Origin of the sequence: Pseudonocardia sp. NPDC049635 (genome assembly GCF_040659795.1) — a bacterium.
Classification (GTDB): Bacteria; Actinomycetota; Actinomycetes; order Mycobacteriales; family Pseudonocardiaceae; genus Pseudonocardia.
Genome location: NZ_JBFAON010000002.1, coordinates 198,117 through 219,369 on the forward strand (window position 1 = coordinate 198,117; position 21,253 = coordinate 219,369).

Sequence of the window (21,253 nt, forward strand, 5' to 3'; positions counted from 1 at the left end):
GGCGGCGGACCGTCCGGAGCCGGTGCGGACATGACGGCACCCGATCCGCCCGTCCCCGACTGGGAGGCGCTGCGCGCGGCCGCCGTCGCCGCGGCGGCCTGGGCGTACGCGCCCTACTCCGGGTTGCGGGTCGGCGCCGCGGCGCTGGTCGACGACGGCCGCGTGGTGACCGGCTGCAACGTGGAGAACGCGTCCTACGGCCTCGGTGTCTGCGCCGAGGTGACCCTCGCCGGGCAGCTGCGCCTGTCCGGCGGCGGTCGGCTGCTCGCGGTCGCCTGCCGCTCCGGGACGGGTGAGCTGCTGATGCCGTGCGGGCGCTGCCGCCAGGTGTTGTACGAGTTCGGCGGGCCGGAGCTGCTGTGCGACACCCCGCGCGGCGTGCGCCCGTTCACCGAGGTGCTGCCGGACGCGTTCGGCCCGGCGGACCTGCCCGGGAGCCCGCGGTGAGCGGCCGGGCGTTCACCGCGGTGGAGATCATCGCGGCCAAGCGGGACTGCCGGGAGCTGCGCCGCGACCAGATCGACTGGGTGGTCGCCGCCTACACCCGCGGTGAGGTCGCCGACGAGCAGATGGCCGCGCTCGCCATGGCGATCCTGCTCAACGGCATGGACGCGGCCGAGACCGCGCACTGGACCCAGGCGATGATCGACTCCGGCGAGGTGCTGGACTTCGGCGACGTCGGGCGGCCGCTGGTCGACAAGCACTCCACCGGTGGCGTCGGGGACAAGATCACGCTGCCGCTGGCGCCGCTGGTCGCGGCCTGCGGCGCGGCCGTCCCGCAGCTGTCCGGGCGCGGGCTCGGGCACACCGGCGGCACCCTGGACAAGCTGGAGGCGATCCCCGGCTGGCGGGCGTCGCGCTCCACCGACGAGATCGCCGCCCAGCTCGCCGACGTCGGTGCGGTGATCTGTGCGACGACACCCACCCTCGCCCCCGCGGACCGGCGGCTCTACGCGCTGCGCGACGTCACGGGGACGGTCGAGTCGGTCCCGCTGATCGCCAGCTCGATCATGAGCAAGAAGCTCGCGGAGGGGACCGGCGGGCTGGTGCTCGACGTCAAGGTCGGCTCCGGCGCGTTCATGAAGACCACCGCCCGGGCCGCTGAGCTCGCCGACGCGATGACCGCGATCGGCGCCGCCCACGGCCTGCCGACCACGGCGCTGCTCACCGACATGTCCCGCCCGCTGGGCCGGTGCGTGGGCAACGCGCTGGAGGTCGCCGAGTCGGTCGAGGTGTTGCGCGGCGGCGGCCCGGCCGACGTGGTCGCGCTGACCGTGGCGCTCGCCACCGAGATGCTCGCGCTCGCCGGGATCACCGGTGTGGACCCGGCCGCGGTGCTGTCCTCGGGTGCCGCGTACGACGTGTGGGAGCGGATGATCGCCGCCCAGGGCGGGGCCCCGTCGGCGCCGCTGCCGGTCGCGGGCCACGTCGAGACGGTCACCGCGGACCGGTCCGGGATCTTCGCCGGGGCCGACGCGCTCGCCGTGGGGACCGCCGCCTGGCGGCTCGGTGCCGGGCGGGCACGCAAGGAGGACCCGGTCCAGGCCGGCGCCGGCGTGCGCCTGCTCGTCGCCCCGGGGGACGAGGTACGGGCCGGGACGCCGCTGCTGGAGCTGCACACCGACACCCCGGAGCGGATCGACGACGCCCGGCGGCTGCTCGCCGGGGCCGCCCTGCTGATCACCGCCGACCCGCCGCCGGAACGCGACCTGATCCTGGACGTCCGGCGCGGGTGATCGCCGTCGTGGTGCCGGGGACCGCGAGCCGCGGGGCCGGACGCACCGGGACGGTGATCATGCCCTGCCCCGTCCGCCTGGGGACGACCGGGTCGTGCGTACCGTCTGCGGCCGATCCGGCACGATGGGCGCGATGCGTGAGGACCGACCGCCCCGGCGGGCTCCGATACCCCGTCCGGTGATGCCGGGACGGGCCGGACGCGCACCCGCGGAGTCCGCGGAGGAGGTCACCCGCCCGGTCGGGCGAACTCCCGGCCCGCCGGACGACGGCCCGCCCACCACCCCGATCGCGCCGGTCCCGGAGGCCGGGGGCTCCTCGGGAGGCGGCACCGAGAACACGGGCTCGCTGGTCCGTTCCTCCGGGATGATCGCGATCGCCAGTCTCGTGAGCCGGGTGACCGGCTTCCTGCGCAACCTCGCGATCGTCGCGGTGCTCGGGTTCGCGGTCGTCAACGACTCCTACACGGTCTCCAACACGCTGCCCAACATCGTCTACGAGCTGCTCCTCGGCGGCGTGCTGACCAGCGTGATGATCCCCGTGCTGGTGCGCGCCCAGGCCGAGGACGCCGACGGCGGGGAGCGGTTCACCCGCAGGCTGCTGACCGTGGTCGGCGTGGCGCTGCTGATCGCGACGTTGCTCGCGATGGCCGCCGCCCCGCTGCTCACCCGCCTCTACCTCGGCTCGGGCGACGGCGGGGAGGCCAACCCGGAGCTGGCGACGGCGTTCGCCTGGCTGCTGCTGCCCCAGATCTTCTTCTACGGCATCGGGGCGCTGCTCGGCGCGATCCTCAACTCCAAGCAGGTGTTCGGGCCGTTCGCCTGGGCACCGGTGCTCAACAACGTCGTGGTGCTCGGCGTGCTCGCCGTCTACGCCCTGGTGCCGGGTGAGATCTCGGCCGATCCGGTGCGGATGGGCGACCCGAAGCTGCTGGTACTGGGCCTGGGCACGACGCTGGGCATCGTCGTGCAGGCGGCGGTGCTGATCCCCTTCATGCGGCGGATCGGGTTCTCCTACCGGCCGGTGTGGGGATGGGACCCGCGGCTCTCGCTCGCCGGCGGGATGGCGGTGTGGATCGTCGGCTACGTGCTCGTCGGGCAGGCCGGTTACATCGTCACCACCCGGGTCGCGGCCGGCGCCGACGGCGGTTCGGTCGCCACCTACATGAACGCCTGGCTGCTCCTGCAGGTCCCCTACGGCGTGCTCGGGGTGTCCCTGCTGACCGCGCTGATGCCGCGGATGAGCCGGGCCGCCGCGGCCGGCGACACCGACCAGGTCGTGACGGACCTGTCGCTGGGCGCGCGGCTGTCCACGGTCGGGCTGGTCCCGATCGCGGCCGTCATGACGGCGTTCGGCCCGGCGCTGGGCACCGCGCTGTTCTCGGTCGGCGCGGGCAGCGGGGAGGGCGCCGCCCGGCTCGGCGAGACCGTCGCCTGGTCGGCGTTCGGGCTGCTGCCCTACGCGGTGACGATGCTGCAGATGCGGGTCTTCTACGCGATGACCGACTCGCGGACGCCGACGCTGATCCAACTCGGCATGGTCGGGGTGAAGATCCCGCTGCTGCTGCTGTGCCCGCTGCTGCTGCCCCCGCACCAGGTGGTGCTGGGGCTGGCCGCTGCGAACTCGATGTCGTTCGTCGGCGGCGCGCTGATCGGCCAGTGGCTGCTGCGCCGCAGGCTCGGCCGGGTCCGCAGCGTCGAGGTGCTGCGCTGCCTGGCGAAGGTGACGCTCGCGTCCGGTGCGGCCGCGGCGATCGCGTGGGGCCTGACGCTGCTCGTGGAGCCGGCGATCGCCGGCTGGCCGGTCGTCGGGCAGGCCTGGACACTGCTGCTCGGCGGCACCCTGGTCGCGCTGCCGCTGGCCGTCGCCGGGATGCGGCTGCTGAAGGTCGCCGAGCTGGACGCGGTGTTCCGGCGGTTCGCCCGGCGCTGAGCGGATCCGTGTCAGGATCGGCTGCGTGCCGGATCCGCTGGAGTTCTGCTCGCTGACCGAGCTGCGCCGCCGCACCAGCATGAAGTGGCGGACCCACGACGCCGACGTGCTCCCGCTGTGGGTCGCCGAGGCCGACGTCGCGGCACCGCCGGGTGTCGTCGAGGCGGTCACCCGGGTCGTCGCGGCGGGCGACACCGGCTACCCGGCGGGCGACGCCTACGCCCGCGCGCTCGCCGCGTTCGCCGCCGACCGCTGGGACTGGGACGGCCTGGACACCGACCGCGCCCGGCTCGTACCGGATGTGATGCAGGGGATCGTGGAGGTGCTGCGGACGGTGCTCCCGGCAGGCGCCGCCGTCGCCGTCACACCGCCGGTGTACCCGCCGTTCTTCACGTTCCTCCGGCACGCCGGATGGGAACCGGTGGCCGCCCCGCTGACCTCCGACGGGCGGCTCGACCCGGAGGCACTGCAGCGGGTGTTCCGGCTGCGGCGGGTGCGGGCGTTCCTGCTCTGCTCACCGCACAACCCGACCGGGACCGTGCACACCGCCGAGGAGCTCGCGACGGTCGCCGGGCTGGCCCGCAGCACCGACGTCACCGTCGTCGCCGACGAGATCCACGCACCGCTGGTCGACCCGGGGTCGCCGTTCACGCCCTGGCTGAGCGTGCCCGGCGCGGAGACCGGGTTCAGCCTGATGTCGGCGTCGAAGGGCTGGAACCTGGCCGGGCTGAAGGCCGCGGTCGCGATCGGCGGGCCGGAGGCACCGCTGGACCGGCTACCGGCCGAGATGCTGGAGGTGGGGGCCAGCCACGTCGCCGTGCACGCGCACGTCGCCGCGCTGGAGACCGACCGGCGGTGGCTGGACCGTTTCGTCGCCGCGGTCGCCCGGAACCGGGAGCTGCTCGCGGAGCTGCTGTCGGTGCACCTGCCACCGGTCCGCTACCGCCCCGCCCCGGCGACCTTCCTCGCCTGGCTGGACTGCCGTGAACTGGGGCTGGGCCCCGATCCCGCGGCGACGTTCCTGGAACGGGGCCGGGTGGCGCTCAACGCCGGTGAACCCTTCGGGACCGGTGGTGCCGGGCACGTGCGGCTGAACCTGGCGACCGGCCCGGACGTGATCGGCGAGGCGGTGCACCGGATGGCCGTCGCGCTGCGCTGAACGCGACGGCCCTCCGTCCCGGGCCCGGTTCAGTCGTCCGGGTCGTCGGAGACCAGGTCGGCGGCCGAGGCGCCGTTCTGGCTCTTCACCGCCACCTTCGACCGGGACCGGCGCTGCGCGGGCCGCGGCGGGGGCGGCGGGGTCTGCTGGGCGTACTGCCCGCCCCGCCCCATGATGAGCTCCGCGAAGGTCGCCATCGCCTCGTCGAGCTGGCTGGCGTTGCGCCGCTCCGAGTCCGCGTTGGCACGGGTCACCAGCTCGGTCACCGAGCTGGTGTCCGGCCGGTCCCGCAGCACCGCGTCGAGACCGGACAGCCGGTCGTCGACGTCGCCGGAGAGCTTGTCGAACCGGGTGTCGACGCTCTCGGTCAGCTTCGCCAGGCGGGCGTCGACCCCCTCGGAGAGGCTGTCGAACCGGCCGTCGACATCACCGGAGAGCTTCTCGAGCCGGGTGTCGAAACCGTCGAGCTTCTCCTCGACACCGGACGCGAGCTCACCGATGCGGCTCTGCACGGACCCGTCGAGCTCACCGAGCCGCTCCGAGACCGCCCCGTCGAGCTCGCCGATACGGTCCTTGAGGGAGCCGCCGAGCTTGCCGACGCGCTCCTTCACCGAACCGTCGAGGTCGCTGAGCTTGCCGTCCAGACCGGACTCGACGGTGTCCAGCCTGCTGCCGACCTCCTCCAGGCGGGCCGACAGCGCCTCGAGCCGCTCGGTCAGCGCCTCGAAACCGGGGGTCGGGTCGACGGCCGGGCGCTGGGCCAGCTCCTCCAGCCTGCGGTGCAGACCGACCGAGGTGTCACCGAGCAGGTTGCGCAGCCCCTCACCGGTCTCCTCGAAGGAACCGACGGCCGCGTCGATCTGCTCGCGGACCTGCCGCTCGACGCCCTCGATGCGCTCCTTGATGGGGGAGGAGACGGCATTGGGCATCGCGTCCAGGCGCATCTCGTGCCGGTCGAGCCGGTTGTCCAGGTCGTCGAGGCGCTTGTGCAGCCCGCCGAGCCGGTCGTCCAGCCCGTCCATCCGGCCGGAGACCCCCTCGAGACGGCCTCCCATGCCGTCCAGGCGGCCGTCGAGCTGGGCGATCGGCTTGGCCAGCTTGTCCGGGAGGGACTCGATGGCGCGGGTGATCGCGCCGAGGATGACCTCCTGGTTGTCCAGCTTGGTCACGGTCTCGTCGAGACGCTCGGCCAGGACGTTGAGCTCGGTCCGATCGGGGATCTCGGTGAGCTTCTTGCGCACGGTGCCGATGGCGTCCAGTGCGGCGAGCCGGGCGTGGATCTCGTCGAGGGAGTCGAAGATCTGCTGCTGTTCGCTGTCGCGGATCTCGGCCGCCCGCATGAGCATGCCGCGCATCCGGTCGAACGAGAGGTTCGAAGTGTCGCTCATGGCACCTGCTGCGCTTCCTCTGAGCCAAGTGGGGAGTGCCCAGAGGGTAGCGACCGCCGTTCGTGGGTCGACGGACGGTGTTGCGTTGAGCCGTCCGGGGGCTTTTCGAGGCACCCGGATCGCCATGATCATTGCAGCCCGCGACGCCCGGCGCCGCACGCCACGCCGAACCGGCGATCCGGATCGGTACCGTGCGCGGGTGGCAGACGACCCCGTGGCCGTTCCGGTCTCCCGTGACACCGTGCGGCGCGCCCCGAAGGTGCTGCTGCACGACCATCTCGACGGCGGCCTGCGCGTCGGGACGGTCATCGAGCTGGCCCGCGAGACCGGCTACGACCGGCTCCCGACGACCGATCCGGACGAGCTCGCCGCCTGGTTCCTCGGCGCGGCGCACTCCGGCTCACTGGTCCGCTACCTGGAGACCTTCGGGCACACGGTCGCCGTCATGCAGAGCCGGGAGGCACTCGCCAGGGTCGCCGCCGAGGCGGCCGAGGACCTCGCCGCCGACGGTGTCGTCTACGCCGAGGTCCGGTTCGCGCCGGAGCTGCACGTCGAGGGCGGGCTGGACGTCGACGCCGTGATCGCCGCCGTCCTGGACGGGTTCCGGATCGGCACCGAGCGGGCCGCGGCCCGCGGGCGCACCATCCGGATCGGCGCCCTGCTGACCGCGATGCGGCACGCCGCCCGCTCGCGCGAGATCGCGGAGCTCGCCGTCCGGCACCGGGACGCGGGCGTGGTCGGTTTCGACATCGCCGGGGCCGAGAAGGGGTTCCCGCCGACCCGGCACCTGGACGCCTTCGACTACGTCCGGCAGCAGAACGCGCACGTCACCATCCACGCCGGTGAGGCGTTCGGGCTCCCGTCGATCTGGGAGGCCATCCAGTGGTGCGGGGCGGACCGGCTCGGGCACGGCGTGCGGATCGTCGACGACATCACCACGACCCCCGGCGCCGATGGGCCGGAGCACCACATCGGCAGGCTCGCCGCCTACATCCGGGACATGCGGATCCCGCTGGAGATGTGCCCGACGTCGAACGTGCACACCGGCGCCGCGGCCTCGCTGGCGGAGCACCCGATCGGGCTGCTGACCGCGCTGCGGTTCCGGGTCACCGTCAACACCGACAACCGGCTGATGTCGGGCTGCACGATGACCAGCGAACTCTCCGACCTGGCCGAGGTGTTCGGCTACGGCTGGGACACCCTGGAGTGGTTCACCGTGAACGCGATGAAGTCGTCGTTCATCGGGTTCGACGAGCGGGTGGCGCTCATCCGGGACGTCATCCGGCCCGGCTACGAGGCGCTCACCGGCGGCGCAGCCGGGCCTCCAGCCCGGCGACCAGCTCGCTCCAGGCCTGCGCCTCCCGGGTGAACGGGGGGCTCGGCGCCATCCGGGTCGGGTCCGGCCGGACCACGAACGACACCAGCCAGCCCAGGCTGCTCGACTCGGCGAGGGACTCCGCGGGCTCGGGGTCGCCCGCCCACTCGCCGACGTCGGTCAGCAGCTCGGAGGCGAGGTCGAGCTGGACCGGGTCCAGGTCGAGGACGCCGTCGGCCAGGTCCGGGCCGATGCCGGTGAGCACGTAGGTGTTCATGTCCTCGACCGTGGCGTCGAGGTCGCCGGCCTTCGCGGCGTCGAGGACCTCGGTGAAGGTGACCGCCGCCGCGAGGTCGGTGTCCACCACGGCGGGATGTTCGGGGTCGGCCAGCGCCGAGACCAGTTCCTGCTCCGAGCCGAACACGTCGATCCACCCCTCCGAGCCGAGGAAGACCGGCTTGTCGTCGAGGTAGCAGCGCAGCGTCACCACGGAGGTGTCGCCGCTCTGGATCCGGATCGGGTCGATGCCGACCTCCGCCCAGAAGCCGGCCGGCGCCTCGTCGACGTCGTCGGGGGTCTCCTCGTCGTCGGCCACCCCGGTGGTGTCCTCGGTGTGCTCGGTGTCCTCACCGGTGCTGCCGGCGAGCACCGTGGCCCGGGCGGCCTCCCACTCGGACGCCTCGGCGCGGGCCTTCTCCAGCGCCCCGGAGTCGATGCCGGGCGTGGCGACCAGATCGTCGACGGTGTCGACGATCTCGTCCCAGTGCCGGGCGATGGCCTCGGACAGGGCGGTCCAGCGCCTGGCGCCGTCCCGGCCGGCGAACGCGGTGGCCCCGTCACGGAGCAGCGCGAAGGTGGGCTCGCCGTCCAGCGCGGCCACGACGTTCTCCAGGTCGCAGACGTCGGCGAGCGAGCGCACCATCGAGACGGTTTCGTGCAGCTCCTGGACGGTCCAGGCGTCCGGGTCCTCCGCGGCGAGCTCGGGCAGCCCGACCAGGTCGTACCGGTGCGCATCGTCGGGCGTCAGCTCGCCGACGGACAGGCCGGGGACCACCGACCAGGCGGGGTGGTCCTCGAGATCGTGCCCGGACGCGGTCCGGACGAAGGCGGCGAGGCCCGCGACCTCGTCGAAGACGAACACGTGCTCGTCGTCGCCGAGGAAGGCCTCCCACTCCTCGCCGTCCTCCCGCCAGGGGGGAGCCCAGAGGGTGACCACGTCGCCCCGGGTGAGAGCGAGCCGGATCGGGACGATGTCGCTTGCCACGCTGCCGACCCTATCTCGGGTCGGCCGCGACGCCGGGCCGACCGGCGGGGTGTCGCGCCCGGTGTCCGCACGGTGGATGGAGCGTCAGCGCCGTCGGGACGTCAGCGCCGTCGGGACGTCAGGGCCGTCGGGAGGCCCCGGCGGGTCAGGCCTGGCTGTGCAGACGGACCACGCCGATGGACACGTCCTCGAGACCACCCCGGTCGAAGTCGCGCCTCAGCTGGTCCGCCTTGATGGTCGCCGTCATCCCGTCGAACGGGCCGTGCGCGTCCACCTCCCCGGTCTGCGGGTCCACCGCCAGAACGACGTATCCGTCGCACTGCGTGAGCTTTTCCGCAGCAGCGATCAACGTCTGCTCTTCGGAAGTCGTGTTCTCCGGCATCGGATCACCTCCTCGTCATCTAGTACAGCGTCGGCGGGGGCTCCGGTGTGACACCGTTTCGGCCATACCACCCGTTCGGGTCAGGTGATTCCCGAGATCGGCGACGGCGTGTGCCGATAGTGGCACTCAGCGCGCGCGATCACGCGATGAGGGGAGCCCGGCGTGTCGCCGCGAGCACTGATGGTCACTGCCGGACCGTTCGGGGATCGACTGTCACGCAAGGTCTGTGGCCGTGTCGCGGACCTCACCCGGGCGGACGACGACCAGAGCAGCAAGCGAGTTGATATCACCCGTCGGTGGATCGAACCCGTTCACTCTTCGTGAACCATGACACGCGTCCGTGTCGACGTCGTGGCCGGTCCTGCTGTGCCGCAGCGGAACCGTCCGTGCCGGCCACGGTGGCGCCGCGGCACGTAGGCTCTCCGGCCGTGGACACGATCGTCGTCGACCACCCGCTGGCGCGGGCCCGGCTCAGCAACATGCGGGACGCCCGCAACGACAACGCGACCTTCCGGGCAGCCCTGCGCGAGCTGACCCTCATGCTCGTCTACGAGGCGACCCGCGGCGCCCCGCTGGCCGAGGAGCAGATCCACACCCCGGTCTCGCGCACCGTCGGCCACCGGCTCGCGGCGCCCCCGGTGCTGGTGCCGGTGCTCCGGGCCGGCCTGGGGATGGCCGAGGCGGCGCTGAACCTGATCCCGGAGGCCCAGATGGGCTTCGTGGGAATGGCGCGGGACGAGCGGACCCACGATCCGGTGCCCTACATGGAGTCGCTGCCCGACTCGCTGGTCGGGCGGCCGGTCTTCGTGCTCGACCCGATGCTCGCCACCGGCGGATCGATGCTGCACACCGTCGAGCTGCTGACCCGGCGCGGTGCCGACGACGTGACCGTGGTCTGCGCGCTGGCCGCCCCGGAGGGAGTGCAGCGGCTGCGCGAGTCGGGCCTGCCGCTGCGGATGGTCACCGCGAGCATCGACGAGCGGCTCAACGACTCCGCGTTCATCGTCCCGGGGCTCGGTGACGCGGGGGACCGCCAGTTCGGATCGGTCTGAGCGGTGGCGCCTGCACCCGCGGGTGGGCCGGGCTAGTCCGGCATCACCCCGGCGGCCAGCACGGCGCCCAGCTCGCGGCAGGCCCCGCGGGCGGCGGTGTCCGGGGGCCCGGTCACCTGGACCGGAGCGGCGGCGGCGACCCAGCCCATACCCTCGGCGATCGTGGTGACCGATCGCGTCGCACCGGAGGTGTCCGACCCGCCGTGCACCCACAGCCCGTACGGCAGGCCGCGGGTGTCCTCGCCGCACACGTAGTAGACCTGGTCGAAGAAGTGCTTGAGCGCCCCCGACATGTAACCGATGTTGGCCGGGGTGCCCAGCAGCACGGCGTCCGCGGCCAGCAGGTCCGAGGCGGTCGCCGCGAGCGCCGCCCTGGCGACGGTCCGCACCCCGGCGATCTCCGGGTCGGCGGCGCCCGCGCGCACCTGCGCGAGCAGCTCCGCGGTCGCCGGGGACGGTGTGTGGTGCACGATCAGCAGCCGGGCCGCGCTCATCGGCCCAGCATCCCGTCCACCTCGGTCCGCAGCGCGGCGAGCCGCCGCTGCGCCCGCTCCCGGGAGGCCGGGACCAGCGCCGGGTCACCGGTCGCCGGTTCGACGACCTCCAGGTAGGCCTTGAGCTTCGGTTCGGTCCCGGACGGCCGGACCACCACACGGGCGTCGTCGCGGCGCAGCCGCAGCACGTCGGCCGCCGGCCGGTCGGCGGCCCAGTCCGGCGGCGGCGCGTCGCGCAGCCGCTGCACCGCCAGGTCCCGCTCGGCGGGGGCCATCCGGATCGAGACACCCGAGGTCAGGTGCACGCCGAACGCGGCGGCCAGCTCGTCGAGGCGCTCCGGCACCGACGACCCGGCCGCGGCCAGCCCGCGCACCAGGTCGGCCGCCAGCACCGCGGCGGAGATGCCGTCCTTGTCCCGGACCGCGTCCGGGTCGACGCACAGCCCGATCGCCTCCTCGTACCCGAAGACCAGCCCCTCGCCTGCCCGGACGATCCACTTGAACCCGGTCAGGGTCTCGGCGAACCGGGCGCCGTGCCCGGCCGCGACCCGCGCCAGCATCGACGACGACACCAGGGTCGTCGCGACCAGCGGTGTCGCGCTCTCCGGTCCCTCCGGTCCCGGTGAGCCCGGTGCGCCCCGGGCCCGCAGCAGGTGGTCGGCCAGCAGCACACCGGTCTCGTCGCCGGAGAGCATCCGCCAGCCGGCGTCGAACGGGACGCCGATCGCGCACCGGTCGGCGTCCGGGTCCAGCGCGATCGCCAGGGCCGCACGGCTCGCCGCCGCCAGTTCCAGCAGCAGGTCGGTGGCCCCCGGCTCCTCCGGGTTGGGGAACGCCACCGTCGGGAAGTCCGGATCGGGCCGCGCCTGGGCGGCGACGACGCGGACGTCGTGCACACCGGTACGGGCGAGCGCCGCCGTCGCGAGCGGCCCGCCGACGCCGTGCATCGGGGTCAGCGCGATCCGCGGCGCGGCGCCGCGCGGGGTGCGGGGCAGCGTCGCCACCCGGTCGAGGTAGTCCTCGGTGACGTCGGTGACGGCGGGCAGCGGCCCCAGCGGGACCGTGATCGCGGCGGGGGCGGCGGTCACGGCGGCCTCGATGGCGACGTCGTCGGGCGGGACGAGCTGGGCGCCGTCCCCGAGGTACACCTTGTAGCCGTTGTCGGTGGGCGGATTGTGCGAGGCGGTGACCGCGATCCCGGCGACCGCACCGAGCCGCCGCACGGCGAACGCCACCAGCGGGGTCGGTACCGGGGGGTCGAGCAGGGCCACCGTGAACCCGGCACCGGTCAGCACCCTGGCCGCCGCCTCGGCGAACGCGGCCGAACCGTGCCGGGCGTCGCGTCCCACCACGACGGTGCCGTTGCGGCCGCCGGCGCGCAGCCAGGCGGCGAGCCCGGCCGTCGTGCGGGTGACCACGGCGACGTTCATCCCGGCCGGTCCGGCCCGGACCGGCCCGCGCAGGCCCGCCGTGCCGAACCGCAACGGACCGGACATCCGGTCGGTGATCCCGGCGACGGCGTCGGCCGCCGGGGGACCGCCGGCCAGCGCGGTCACCAGCAGCTGCGCCAGCTCGGCCCGGGTGCCGGGATCGGGATCGTCGGCGATCCAGCGCAGCGCACCGTCCCGCAGCTGCGGCGCGAGCCCCATCAGACGCGGGTGACGAGCTCGCCCAGCAGCTCGCCCATCCGGGTCGCCGCGGCCGCTCCGGCCGCGAGCACCTCCCGGTGGTCCAGCGGTTGCCCGGACAATCCGGCGGCCAGGTTGGTGACCAGCGAGACGCCGCAGACCTCCAGGCCGACGGCGCGGGCCGCGATCGTCTCGAGCACCGTGGACATCCCGACCAGGTCGGCACCGAGGCCGCGCAGCATCCGGATCTCGGCGGGGGTCTCGAAGTGCGGGCCGGGGAGCCCGGCGTACACACCCTCGACCAGCGAGGGATCGAGCTCGCGGGCGGCGGCGCGCAGCCGCGGCGAGTAGGCGTCGGTGAGGTCGACGAAGTCGGCGCCGACCAACGGCGAACGGGCGAGCAGGTTGAGATGGTCGGAGATCAGCACCGGCTGCCCGACCGAGAGCCCCTCGGTGATCCCGCCCGCGGCGTTGGTGAGCACCACCGCCGACACGCCGGCCGCGGCCGCCGTCCGCACCCCGTGCACCACCGCCTCGACGCCGTGGCCCTCGTAGAGGTGGGTGCGACCGAGCAGCACGAGGACCCGGCGGTCCCCGATGCTCAGCGAACGCACGGTGCCGCCGTGTCCGACCGCGGAGGGCAGGGCGAACCCGGGCAGCTCGGCCATCGACAGCTCCACGCCGGTGGTGCCGAGCACGTCGGCGGCCGGTCGCCAACCGGAGCCGAGCACGACCGCGACGTCGTGTCGATCGGTTCCGGTGCGGCGGGCCAGCTCGACGGCGGCCTGCTGGGCGGCGTTCGCGGGGGCGGACATGCGCGTCACCCTAGACTCCGGGCCGGATCAGCCCCCGGTGCTGCGGAAGCCGGCGGCGACCGCGTCGAACAACCCGGCGGCGGCGTCCTCGGCCTGGCCCGCGGGCGAGGTCAGCTGCAGCACCCACACCCCGTCCGGCCCGCGGCCGGGGATGATCCGCAGCAGCGTGCTGCGCTGCTGCGGGCCGCTGGTGGTGGTCATCTCGATCTGGTCGGTCCCGTCCGGCTGCGGCACCACCGGGCCCGCGTCGACGTCGTCCACGCCGAGCGCCTCCGGGGTGAGCGCCTCGGCCACCGCGGCGGTCGAGGACGCGGCCCGCACGGACAGCTCCTGCCTGCCGTCCGGGCTGACGAACCGGACCACCGCCGAACCGTCCCCGGCCGGTGAGCGGTACTGGGTCCAGTCCTGCGGGACGGCCACCGAGAACCCGAGCGGGTCCGGGTGCGCGATCCGCGGGGTGCGCTCGGTGGCGACGGTGATCGTGCTCAGCGGTTCCTGTCCGGCCAGTGTCCTGACCCCGGTGAAGCCGGCGAACGCACCCAGCAGCACCAGCAGCGCGCCGCCGAGCACCAGCGGGAGCCCCCCGAGGACGCCGGCGAACCCGGCGCCACCGGTCGCCGCCCGGGCGGCCGGGGCCGCACCGGCCCGCCCGGCCGGGCGCGACGGGCGGGGCGCGGACCGGGGCTCGGGCGCCGGGGCCGGCGCAGGCACAGGTACGGGCGGTGCGGCCGGGCCGGCCACGGGGGCACCGCCCCGGACGTGCGTGCCGGTGGCGGCCGGTGCCGGGGCGCGGTGCGGAACCTGGGGGCCCGACGCGGGCGAACCGGTCGGCGCCGGGACCCGGGCCATCACGGTCGGGACGTCCGGCGAACCCGGGAAGATCGGGTCCTCCGGATCGGCGAGCAACGGTCGCAGCCGTGCCCGGACCTCGTCCAGCGGCATCCGCGCGGCCGGCTCCTTGACCATCAGCCCGGAGATCACCTCGGCGACCGGGCCGCCCACGGTCGGCACCGGCACCGGCCCGTCGACGACCTCGGTGATGGTGCGCACGGGGTCGCCGTCGACGTCGTAGGGCGGCCTGCCCTCGACGGCGGCGAACAGCGTGGCGCCCAGCCCCCACAGGTCCGCGGCCGGTGTGACCGGCTGGCCTGCCGCGACCTCCGGCGCGATGTAGGCGGGGGAGCCCAGCACGAGGCCGGCCGAGGTCATCGGGGCGTCGGACTCGTTGCGGGCGATGCCGAAGTCGGTGAGCTTGATCCGCCCGTCGTCGGAGATCAGTACGTTGCCGGGCTTGACGTCGCGGTGCGTGATCCCGGCCCGGTGCGCCGCCCGCAGCGCGGCGGCGGTGCCGTACCCGACGACCCCGGCCTGGGCCCGGTCGAGCCGCCCGGCCTCGGAGATCGCCGCCGCGAGGTTCTTCGACGGCACCAGCTCCATGATCACCAACGGCTCGTCGCCGCCGGAGTCCAGTACGTCGAACACGGTGACGACGTTCGGGTGCGAGAGACCGGCCAGCGCCCTGGCCTCCCGCATGATCCGCTCACGCAGCTCGAGCTTCTCGGCGTCCGGGATCCCGTCCGGGATCTTCAGTTCCTTGAGCGCCACCCGGCGCTGCAGCACGTCGTCGAAACCGGACCACACGGTGCCCATCGCGCCGCTGCCGAGCGGTCCGTCGACGCGGTACCGCCCGGCGATCTGGCGGCGCTGGACATCGCCCTCGGGAACGGTCACGCCCGCGATTGTTCCATCGACCCGCGGGCGCTCCGCCTGGACACCGGCCGTGACAGCTGGTTCCGGGCAGTGACGGTGTGTCACCAACGGGGGTGGTCCCGGTCGCCGGACGGCGCAACCCGAGGGGCGGGCGCCGCACCGTCACGGCCCGGTGACGGTGTGGCCGCGATGTGGCTGCGATGTGGCCGGTGCGCGGTCGGGGTGCGGCCGCGCACCGGCGCAACGCGGTCGGGGACCACCGGTGAACGGCGGAAACGGCCGTTCGTCGTGTCCCCGCCCGCCCGCTCGTCACAGTGGGCGAACCCGTTGGCAGCAGCTCGCCGACCCCTCGCCGCGCCGACCCGCGAACAGCCGATTTCGACTGGAACACCGCCGGACGGGTGAGCACCATGAGTCGTGGTCGGGCACGACGCGGCGCCGTGACAGGACGACGTGTGGACTCCCGACATCCCGGACGAGGAGGACAAGGTGACTGCGCTGCAGACCCGCACCGAGCTTCCCGAGGTGGGCGACCTCCCGGTCGACGACCTCGGTGTCGGCACGGGTCCGGCCTGGCTGGAATCGTGGATGCGGGCGCACAAGGGTGAGATCGTCGGATGGCGCCGCGCCATCCACGCCCAGCCGGAGCTGGCCCGCCGCGAGCACCGCACGACGGCGCGCGTCTCCGAGACGTTGCTGCGCGCGGGCCTCGAGCCGCGCACGCTGGCCGGGGGAACCGGTGTCGTCTGCGACATCGGCCACGGCGGCCCGCTCGTGGCGCTGCGCGCCGACATGGACGCACTTCCGCTGCAGGAGCAGAGCGGCCTGCCGTTCGCCTCGACGGCGCCCGGTGTGATGCACGCCTGCGGGCACGACGGGCACACCGCGATGCTGCTCGGCGCGGCGCTGGCGCTGAACTCGGCGCCGTCGCTGCCGGGCCGGGTCCGGGTCGTGTTCCAGCCGGCCGAGGAGGTGCAGCCCGGTGGCGCGCTGGACGTCATCGCCCAGGGCGTGATGTCGGACGTGGCGCGGATCTTCGCGCTGCACTGCGACCCGCGCCTGGAGGTCGGACGGCTGGGCACCCGGGTCGGGCCGATCACCTCGGCCTGCGACCTGATCGAGGTCCGGCTGACCTCGCCCGGCGGGCACACCTCGCGCCCGCACCTGACCGCCGACCTGATCCAGGCGCTCGGCCTGTTGGCCACCCAGGTCCCGTTGCTGCTCACCCGGCACGTCGATCCGCGCTCGGGCACCGTGCTCACCTGGGGCGCTGTGCAGGCGGGCGATGCGGCCAACGCGATCCCGCAGTCCGGGATGGTCCGCGGCACGCTGCGCACCGCCGACCACGCGACCTGGACGGAGCTGGAGGACACGCTGCGCGCGCTGGTCGCCGCGGTGCTGGCTCCGACCGGTGTCGGGTACGTCCTGGACCATGTGCGCGGGGTCCCGCCGGTGGTCAACGACGAGATCTCCACCGAGCTGCTGCGCGACGCGGCGGTGACCGTCGGCGGGGAGCCGGCCGACGCGAGCACCGAGCAGTCCTCCGGCGGTGAGGACTTCGCCTGGTACCTGGAGCACTCCCCGGGCGCGATGGCCCGGCTCGGCGTGTGGCCGGGCACCGGCCCCCAGCGGGACATCCACCAGCCGACGTTCGACCTGGACGAGCGGGCGCTGCCGTTCGGGTCCCGGGTGCTCGTGCACGCCGCCCTCGCGGCGCTGGCGAACGCCGCCTGACCGGCCCGTTCAGCCGCCCGCGGAGGACTTCCGGCTCGGGCGGCTGCGCAGGTCGTTGACGTAGTCGGCGGGGGCGCCGGCCATCTCGGCGGCGTCGGCGATCACCCCGAGGTACCGGGCCGACGGCTCGCCGCCCTCGTAGGCGTTGAGCACGTAGATCCAGGCGAGCACGCTGCCGTCCAGCGTGGCGACCCGCAACCGCAGCTTCTTGTGCAGGCCGAGTTCACCGCCCTCCCAGCGGTCGAGCTGCGCCTCGTCGTGCTCGGGGACGTCGTAGAGCACGACGAACACCTGGGAGCCCGGCTCCTCCACCACGGTGGAGAGCGCGCCCTCCCAGGTGTAGTCCTCACCGCCGAACGTCAACCGCCAGCCCTGGAGCCACCCGGTCCCGGCCATCGGCGAGTGCGGGGCGCGCTCCTTCATCTGCTCGGGGTCCATGTTCGACCCGTATGCGGCATACAGAGGCACGGGGGCAGCGTAGTGGCTCGGGGTCGGAGGCCGGTCGGGCGGTCCCCGCCCGGTCCGGCCCGCCGAACAGGACACGCGTACTGTGAAACCCTGTCGACGCCGGAGGCGCGAGGCCGCCGGCCCACCACCGACGTCTCAGGGGGACTACCCGTGACCCGCATCGTCATCATGGGCGGCGGACCTGCCGGATACGAGGCCGCGCTGGTCGCGGCGCAGCACGGCAGCGAGGTGACCGTCGTCGAGCGGGACGGGATGGGTGGCGCGTGCGTCGTCTACGACTGCGTCCCGTCGAAGACGTTCATCTCCTCGGCCGCCGTACGCGTGGACCTGCACCGGGCCGAGGACCTGGGCGTGCTCGTCGACCGGGGCAGCTCCGCGGTCGATCTGCCCGCCGTCAACGAGCGGGTCAAGTCGCTGGCGCTGGCGCAGTCCGCGGACATCCGCGCCCGGCTGGAGAACGAGGGCGTGCGGATCGTCGCGGGCACCGCGCATTTCGACGGTCCCGGCGCGGGCCGTGCGACCCACGACGTGACCGTCACCCACGCCGACGGCTCCACCGAGCAGCTGGTCGCCGACATCGTGCTCATCGCGACCGGCGCGACCCCGCGGGTGCTCGACTCCGCCCGTCCGGACGGTGACCGGGTACTGGACTGGCGCCAGCTCTACGACCTCGACGAGCTGCCCGAGCACCTCGTCGTGGTCGGCTCCGGTGTCACCGGGGCCGAGTTCTGTTCCGCGTACGTCGAGCTGGGTTGCCGGGTCACGCTGGTGTCCAGCCGGGACCGGGTGCTGCCGCACGAGGACGCCGACGCCGCCGCGGTGTTGGAGGAGGTCTTCGCCGACCGCGGCGTGGAGATCCTCGCGAACGCCCGTGCCGAGAAGGTCGAGAACACCGGTGCCGGGGTGCTGGTGACGCTGTCCGACGGCCGCACGGTCGAGGGTTCGCACGCGCTGATGACGGTCGGCTCGGTGCCGAACACGGCCGAACTCGGCCTGGAGAAGATCGGGGTCGAGACCGACCGCGGCGGGTTCATCCCGGTCGACAAGGTCTCCCGGACGGCGGAGCCCGGTGTCTACGCGGCCGGTGACTGCACCGGGGTGCTCATGCTCGCGTCGGTGGCGGCGATGCAGGGCCGGATCGCGATGTGGCACGCGCTCGGCGAGGGCGTCGCCCCGATCCGGCTGCGGACCGTCGCGGCCAACGTGTTCACCAGGCCCGAGATCGCGACCGTCGGCATCAGCCAGAACGCGATCGACTCCGGCGAGGTCCCGGCCCGCACGGTGATGCTGCCGCTGGCGACGAACCCGCGGGCGAAGATGCGCGGCCTGCGCCGTGGTTTCGTGAAGCTGTTCTGCCGCCCGGCGTCCGGGGTGGTCATCGGCGGGGTGGTGGTGGCCCCGGTCGCCAGCGAGCTGATCCTGCCGATCGCGATGGCCGTGCAGAACGGCCTGGGTGTCGACGACCTGGCGCACACCTTCTCGGTGTACCCGTCGCTCTCCGGGTCGATCACCGAGGCGAGCCGTCAGCTGATGCAGCACTCCGACCTGGACTGACTCCCGAACAGCCCGTCGAGCAGCGCCCGCAACGCCCGAGCGGAGACCGGGGCGAGGGTGACCCACTCCGGTCCGGCGGCTGGTTCCGTGTCGCGGGTCAGCCGGTAGCGGCCGCGGGCCGTGTCGACGACGGTGACATGGCCGGGCGGCCGGTCCGGGTTGCCCCAGCGGTCGAAGCGGACCGCGCACACCTGCGCGTACCGGGCCGGGCCGCGCAGCACCGACTCCAGCCGGGTCACCGGACCGGTGGGTGTCACGTCCCGGCCGGGCCGGGTGCCGCCGTCGGCGCCGAGCAGGCGGGCCAGCTCGGCCGTCGGGATCCCGGTCGCGGGGCCGGGGCCCGGAGGGGCGGGCGGAAGCACCGACACCGCCGCGTGCGCCGGGGGACCGGCCGCGGCGATCGTCACGCTGCCGCCGCTGTGGACCGCGACCACGCCACCGTCGTCGTTCTCGGCGGTGACGGCGCGCAGCGGTGAGCCGAACCGTGCGCGGACCTCCAGCTGCCGCTCGGGCCGGGCGAGCAGGGTGAGCAGGTGGACCAGTCCGGGCGCGAGGCCGCGTGCCCCGGCCAGGCCGCGCCCGCGCAGGGCGGACAGGACGGCCGTGACGCCCCGGATCCGCTCGTCGGTGCTCCGGCCGGGGGAGGCCACCCACAGGGCAACCGGCGTGGTGCCGAGGCCGAGCTGCTCCCAGACGACGTCGAACTCGGCGGCGGTGAGGACGAACCGGTGCGGCCGGCTCTGTTCAGCCACGATCCCGCCAGCGCTGCTCGGGCTGCAGTACCGCGTCGTCGTCCGGTACGCCGGGTGACCGGTGGCCGGGGTCACCGGGATCGTGCCGGTCGATGAGCAGGCGCCAGGCCTGCGGACGCGCGGCGGCCGGTGCGTCGACGGGCCCGGGGCCGGACAGCGGCCCGGTCGGCGCCGGCACCCCCGGTGCGACGCTGCCCGGCAGCCCGGCAGGTGTGGCTCCGCCCGGTGCCGCGACGGGCGGGCCCGGTGCCGCGACGGGCGGGCCCGGTGTCGTGACGGGCGGGCCCGGTGTCGTGACGGGCGGGCCCGGGGGCACCGGTCCGGCCGGCGCGGTGTCGTTCGGCCCGGTGAGCGCGGAACCGCCCCGTGCCGCGACGTCCGCCCCCACCGGGACGGAGCCGGCCGGCGGCACGACCACCGGCCCGCCCGGCACGGGAGGAGCCGGCCGGAGACCACCGGGGGCTCGCCCCTCCGCCGGGCCGGAGGCCCGGACACGGCTCGGTGCGCCACCGGAGGGCGCCCGCCACCCGGCACCCGTACCGGGCCCCGCCGCAGGGACCGCCCGGCCGGCTGACCCGGCCACCGCCGCACCCGCGGCGAGGACGGCCCCGCCACCCGCCGCCCACGCCGGACCCGCCCCCGGCCCACCACCGCCCGCCGACCCCGGTGCGACGACCCCCGTGGAGCCGCCCGCCCCGGAGCCGCCCGCCCCGGAGCCGCCCGCCCCGGAACCGCCCGGCCCGGAACCACCAGCCCCGGGGCCGCCGGTCCCGGGATGGTCCCTCCCGGGACCGCCGGATCCCGGGCCACCGCCCAGCCCGGATCCCGGATCGGCCGCCACCGGGCCGCCGGCCCCCGAGGCGATCGAGGAGAGGCCACCGGCTCCGGGGCCGTCCGACACGACCACACCCGCCGAGTCGGTGGACGCGCCCCCGGTGCGGCCGGGCCCGCCGGAGGGCTCGTCGCCCGCCGTCACGGCGGGCGGAGCGGACCAACCGCTCCAGCCGGTCCCGACTGCCCGGCTGTCGTCGGCGTAGCGCTGCATCAGCTCGGCGGCGCGTGCCGCCGCGTTCCCGGCCTCGGCGTCCGCTGCGGCCCAGTCGGTCAGGACCGCCGCGCCGGCCGGTGCGATCTCCGGCGGGGAGCCGGCGGGCGGTGCGGACATCCGGCTGCGCAGTTCGGCGGCCAGTGCGGCCTGCGCGGCGAGCGCGTCGGCGGTCCGTACCACCTCGCCGACCGCGGCGCCGGCCCAGCCGGCGAGGGCGTCGAGCGCCGCGGCGGCAGCGTCCGCGGCACCGCCGGCCCAACCGCCCGGGAGCGCCCGGACCCGCTCCGCGAGCTCGCGGTGCACCTCGTCGAGGGCCTCACCGGTGGCCCGCCACGCCTGCTCGGCTGCCGCCGAGGCCTCGGGGCCGGGACCCGAGGTGACCATCGCGTGCAGCTCGGCGTGGCTCATCCCGGCCCAACGCGGAGCGGTCACCGCAGTGTCCCGGCGACGGCGGCCTCGGTAGCGGTGTACGCCCGACCGGAGCGCGCGACGGCGTCCCGGGCGCGGACGAGCTCGGTGCGCAGCGCACGGATCCGTTCGATGGCCGCGTCGGCCCCGTCCGCGGCGTGCCCGGCGTACCGGGCGGCGGCCTGCGCGCTCACCGGGTCACCCAGCCAGGGCCGGACGCGGCGGGCGTCGGCGTCGAGCCGGTCGAGGACGGTCGCGAGCCGGTCCGCAGCGCGGTCCAGCGCCGCGACCACGGTGGGCGGCGTCGACGGGTCGATCCGCAGATCCGGGCGGGGGGCGGGCACGGTTGACCTCCGGGCGGCTGGGGCGGTGACGGCGGCACGCTAGCCACCGCCGTCGACGGGCACGCCGGATCC

The 21,253-nt window shown here is 74.9% G+C and carries 19 protein-coding genes; 8 read left to right on the forward strand and 11 right to left on the reverse strand.

Annotated elements, in window-relative coordinates; all coding sequences use genetic code 11:
• Positions 1-30: 30 nt before the first annotated feature.
• The 4 genes from AB0J24_RS03640 to AB0J24_RS03655 all read left to right on the forward strand — a co-directional run bounded on the left by AB0J24_RS03640 (position 31) and on the right by AB0J24_RS03655 (position 4,825).
• A complete protein-coding gene (locus AB0J24_RS03640; protein WP_358674868.1) occupies positions 31-447 on the forward strand; it encodes a cytidine deaminase in 417 nt (138 codons plus the stop codon).
• A complete protein-coding gene (locus AB0J24_RS03645) occupies positions 444-1,736 on the forward strand; it encodes a thymidine phosphorylase (RefSeq protein ID WP_358674871.1) in 1,293 nt (430 codons plus the stop codon). The genes AB0J24_RS03640 and AB0J24_RS03645 overlap by 4 nt, the downstream gene beginning before the upstream one ends.
• Positions 1,737-1,917: 181 nt before the next feature.
• Positions 1,918-3,666, forward strand: a complete 1,749-nt coding sequence (gene murJ / locus AB0J24_RS03650; protein ID WP_358674873.1) for a murein biosynthesis integral membrane protein MurJ — start codon at positions 1,918-1,920, stop codon at positions 3,664-3,666.
• Positions 3,667-3,691: 25 nt separating this feature from the next.
• Positions 3,692-4,825, forward strand: a complete 1,134-nt coding sequence (locus tag AB0J24_RS03655) for an aminotransferase class I/II-fold pyridoxal phosphate-dependent enzyme (protein WP_358674876.1) — start codon at positions 3,692-3,694, stop codon at positions 4,823-4,825.
• 29 nt (positions 4,826-4,854) lie between these two features.
• Here the strand turns inward: AB0J24_RS03655 and AB0J24_RS03660 are convergent, their stop codons facing one another.
• Complete coding sequence (locus AB0J24_RS03660) at positions 4,855-6,213, reverse strand: PA containing protein (RefSeq protein WP_358674879.1); 1,359 nt, start codon at positions 6,211-6,213, stop codon at positions 4,855-4,857.
• 199 nt (positions 6,214-6,412) lie between these two features.
• Here AB0J24_RS03660 and AB0J24_RS03665 point away from each other — a divergent pair, with 199 nt between their 5' ends.
• Positions 6,413-7,582, forward strand: a complete 1,170-nt coding sequence (locus tag AB0J24_RS03665) for an adenosine deaminase (protein ID WP_358674882.1) — start codon at positions 6,413-6,415, stop codon at positions 7,580-7,582.
• Here AB0J24_RS03665 and AB0J24_RS03670 read toward each other — a convergent pair.
• Positions 7,515-8,792 (reverse strand): primosomal protein, encoded by a 1,278-nt coding sequence (locus AB0J24_RS03670; RefSeq protein WP_358674885.1) that lies wholly within the window; start codon positions 8,790-8,792, stop codon positions 7,515-7,517. The two genes, AB0J24_RS03665 and AB0J24_RS03670, sit on opposite strands and share 68 nt — an antisense overlap.
• 145 nt (positions 8,793-8,937) lie before the next feature.
• A complete protein-coding gene (locus AB0J24_RS03675) occupies positions 8,938-9,174 on the reverse strand; it encodes a hypothetical protein (protein ID WP_010230125.1) in 237 nt (78 codons plus the stop codon).
• A gap of 428 nt (positions 9,175-9,602) precedes the next feature.
• Here AB0J24_RS03675 and upp point away from each other — a divergent pair, with 428 nt between their 5' ends.
• On the forward strand, positions 9,603-10,226 hold the full coding sequence (gene upp / locus AB0J24_RS03680) for a uracil phosphoribosyltransferase (RefSeq protein WP_358674888.1): 624 nt from the start codon (positions 9,603-9,605) through the stop codon (positions 10,224-10,226).
• Positions 10,227-10,258: 32 nt separating this feature from the next.
• Here upp and AB0J24_RS03685 read toward each other — a convergent pair whose 3' ends face one another.
• The 4 genes from AB0J24_RS03685 to AB0J24_RS03700 are packed head-to-tail and all read right to left on the reverse strand — an operon-like array spanning position 10,259 to position 14,894.
• Positions 10,259-10,720 carry a flavodoxin gene (locus AB0J24_RS03685; protein WP_358674891.1) on the reverse strand — a complete coding sequence of 154 codons (462 nt, stop codon included), beginning with the start codon at positions 10,718-10,720 and terminating at the stop codon, positions 10,259-10,261.
• On the reverse strand, positions 10,717-12,369 hold the full coding sequence (locus AB0J24_RS03690) for a phospho-sugar mutase (RefSeq protein WP_358674894.1): 1,653 nt from the start codon (positions 12,367-12,369) through the stop codon (positions 10,717-10,719). Before AB0J24_RS03690 ends, AB0J24_RS03685 begins: the two co-directional genes overlap by 4 nt.
• A complete protein-coding gene (locus AB0J24_RS03695; protein WP_358674897.1) occupies positions 12,369-13,163 on the reverse strand; it encodes a purine-nucleoside phosphorylase in 795 nt (264 codons plus the stop codon). Before AB0J24_RS03695 ends, AB0J24_RS03690 begins: the two co-directional genes overlap by 1 nt.
• A gap of 27 nt (positions 13,164-13,190) precedes the next feature.
• Positions 13,191-14,894 carry a serine/threonine-protein kinase gene (locus AB0J24_RS03700; RefSeq protein WP_358674899.1) on the reverse strand — a complete coding sequence of 568 codons (1,704 nt, stop codon included), beginning with the start codon at positions 14,892-14,894 and terminating at the stop codon, positions 13,191-13,193.
• A gap of 468 nt (positions 14,895-15,362) precedes the next feature.
• Here AB0J24_RS03700 and AB0J24_RS03705 point away from each other — a divergent pair, with 468 nt between their 5' ends.
• The gene (locus tag AB0J24_RS03705) at positions 15,363-16,607 is read left to right on the forward strand and encodes an amidohydrolase (RefSeq protein WP_358675415.1); all 1,245 of its coding nucleotides are present in this window, start codon (positions 15,363-15,365) and stop codon (positions 16,605-16,607) included.
• A gap of 9 nt (positions 16,608-16,616) precedes the next feature.
• Here AB0J24_RS03705 and AB0J24_RS03710 read toward each other — a convergent pair whose 3' ends face one another.
• Complete coding sequence (locus AB0J24_RS03710) at positions 16,617-17,075, reverse strand: gamma-glutamylcyclotransferase (RefSeq protein WP_358674902.1); 459 nt, start codon at positions 17,073-17,075, stop codon at positions 16,617-16,619.
• Positions 17,076-17,225: 150 nt separating this feature from the next.
• On the opposite strand from AB0J24_RS03710, the gene AB0J24_RS03715 reads away from it, so the two are divergent.
• Positions 17,226-18,629, forward strand: a complete 1,404-nt coding sequence (locus AB0J24_RS03715) for an NAD(P)H-quinone dehydrogenase (RefSeq protein ID WP_358674905.1) — start codon at positions 17,226-17,228, stop codon at positions 18,627-18,629.
• Here the strand turns inward: AB0J24_RS03715 and AB0J24_RS03720 are convergent.
• The 3 genes from AB0J24_RS03720 to AB0J24_RS03730 are packed head-to-tail and all read right to left on the reverse strand — an operon-like array spanning position 18,599 to position 21,181.
• Entirely contained in the window at positions 18,599-19,381 is a 783-nt protein-coding gene (locus AB0J24_RS03720; protein ID WP_358674907.1) for an ESX secretion-associated protein EspG, read from the reverse strand. The two genes, AB0J24_RS03715 and AB0J24_RS03720, sit on opposite strands and share 31 nt — an antisense overlap.
• Entirely contained in the window at positions 19,374-20,861 is a 1,488-nt protein-coding gene (locus AB0J24_RS03725; RefSeq protein WP_358674910.1) for a hypothetical protein, read from the reverse strand. The genes AB0J24_RS03720 and AB0J24_RS03725 overlap by 8 nt, the downstream gene beginning before the upstream one ends.
• On the reverse strand, positions 20,858-21,181 hold the full coding sequence (locus tag AB0J24_RS03730; protein ID WP_358674913.1) for a PE domain-containing protein: 324 nt from the start codon (positions 21,179-21,181) through the stop codon (positions 20,858-20,860). The genes AB0J24_RS03725 and AB0J24_RS03730 overlap by 4 nt, the downstream gene beginning before the upstream one ends.
• Between the last annotated feature and the right edge of the window lie 72 nt (positions 21,182-21,253).

What these genes read in the sequence shown, in the direction of transcription:
- AB0J24_RS03660 (WP_358674879.1), bottom strand. Translation starts at nt 6,213, where the DNA reads ATGAGCGACACTTCGAACCTCTCGTTCGACCGGATGCGCGGCATGCTC.
- AB0J24_RS03690 (WP_358674894.1), bottom strand. Translation starts at nt 12,369, where the DNA reads ATGGGGCTCGCGCCGCAGCTGCGGGACGGTGCGCTGCGCTGGATCGCC.
- murJ (WP_358674873.1), top strand. Translation starts at nt 1,918, where the DNA reads ATGCCGGGACGGGCCGGACGCGCACCCGCGGAGTCCGCGGAGGAGGTC.
- AB0J24_RS03695 (WP_358674897.1), bottom strand. Translation starts at nt 13,163, where the DNA reads ATGTCCGCCCCCGCGAACGCCGCCCAGCAGGCCGCCGTCGAGCTGGCC.
- AB0J24_RS03640 (WP_358674868.1), top strand. Translation starts at nt 31, where the DNA reads ATGACGGCACCCGATCCGCCCGTCCCCGACTGGGAGGCGCTGCGCGCG.
- AB0J24_RS03675 (WP_010230125.1), bottom strand. Translation starts at nt 9,174, where the DNA reads ATGCCGGAGAACACGACTTCCGAAGAGCAGACGTTGATCGCTGCTGCG.
- AB0J24_RS03685 (WP_358674891.1), bottom strand. Translation starts at nt 10,720, where the DNA reads ATGAGCGCGGCCCGGCTGCTGATCGTGCACCACACACCGTCCCCGGCG.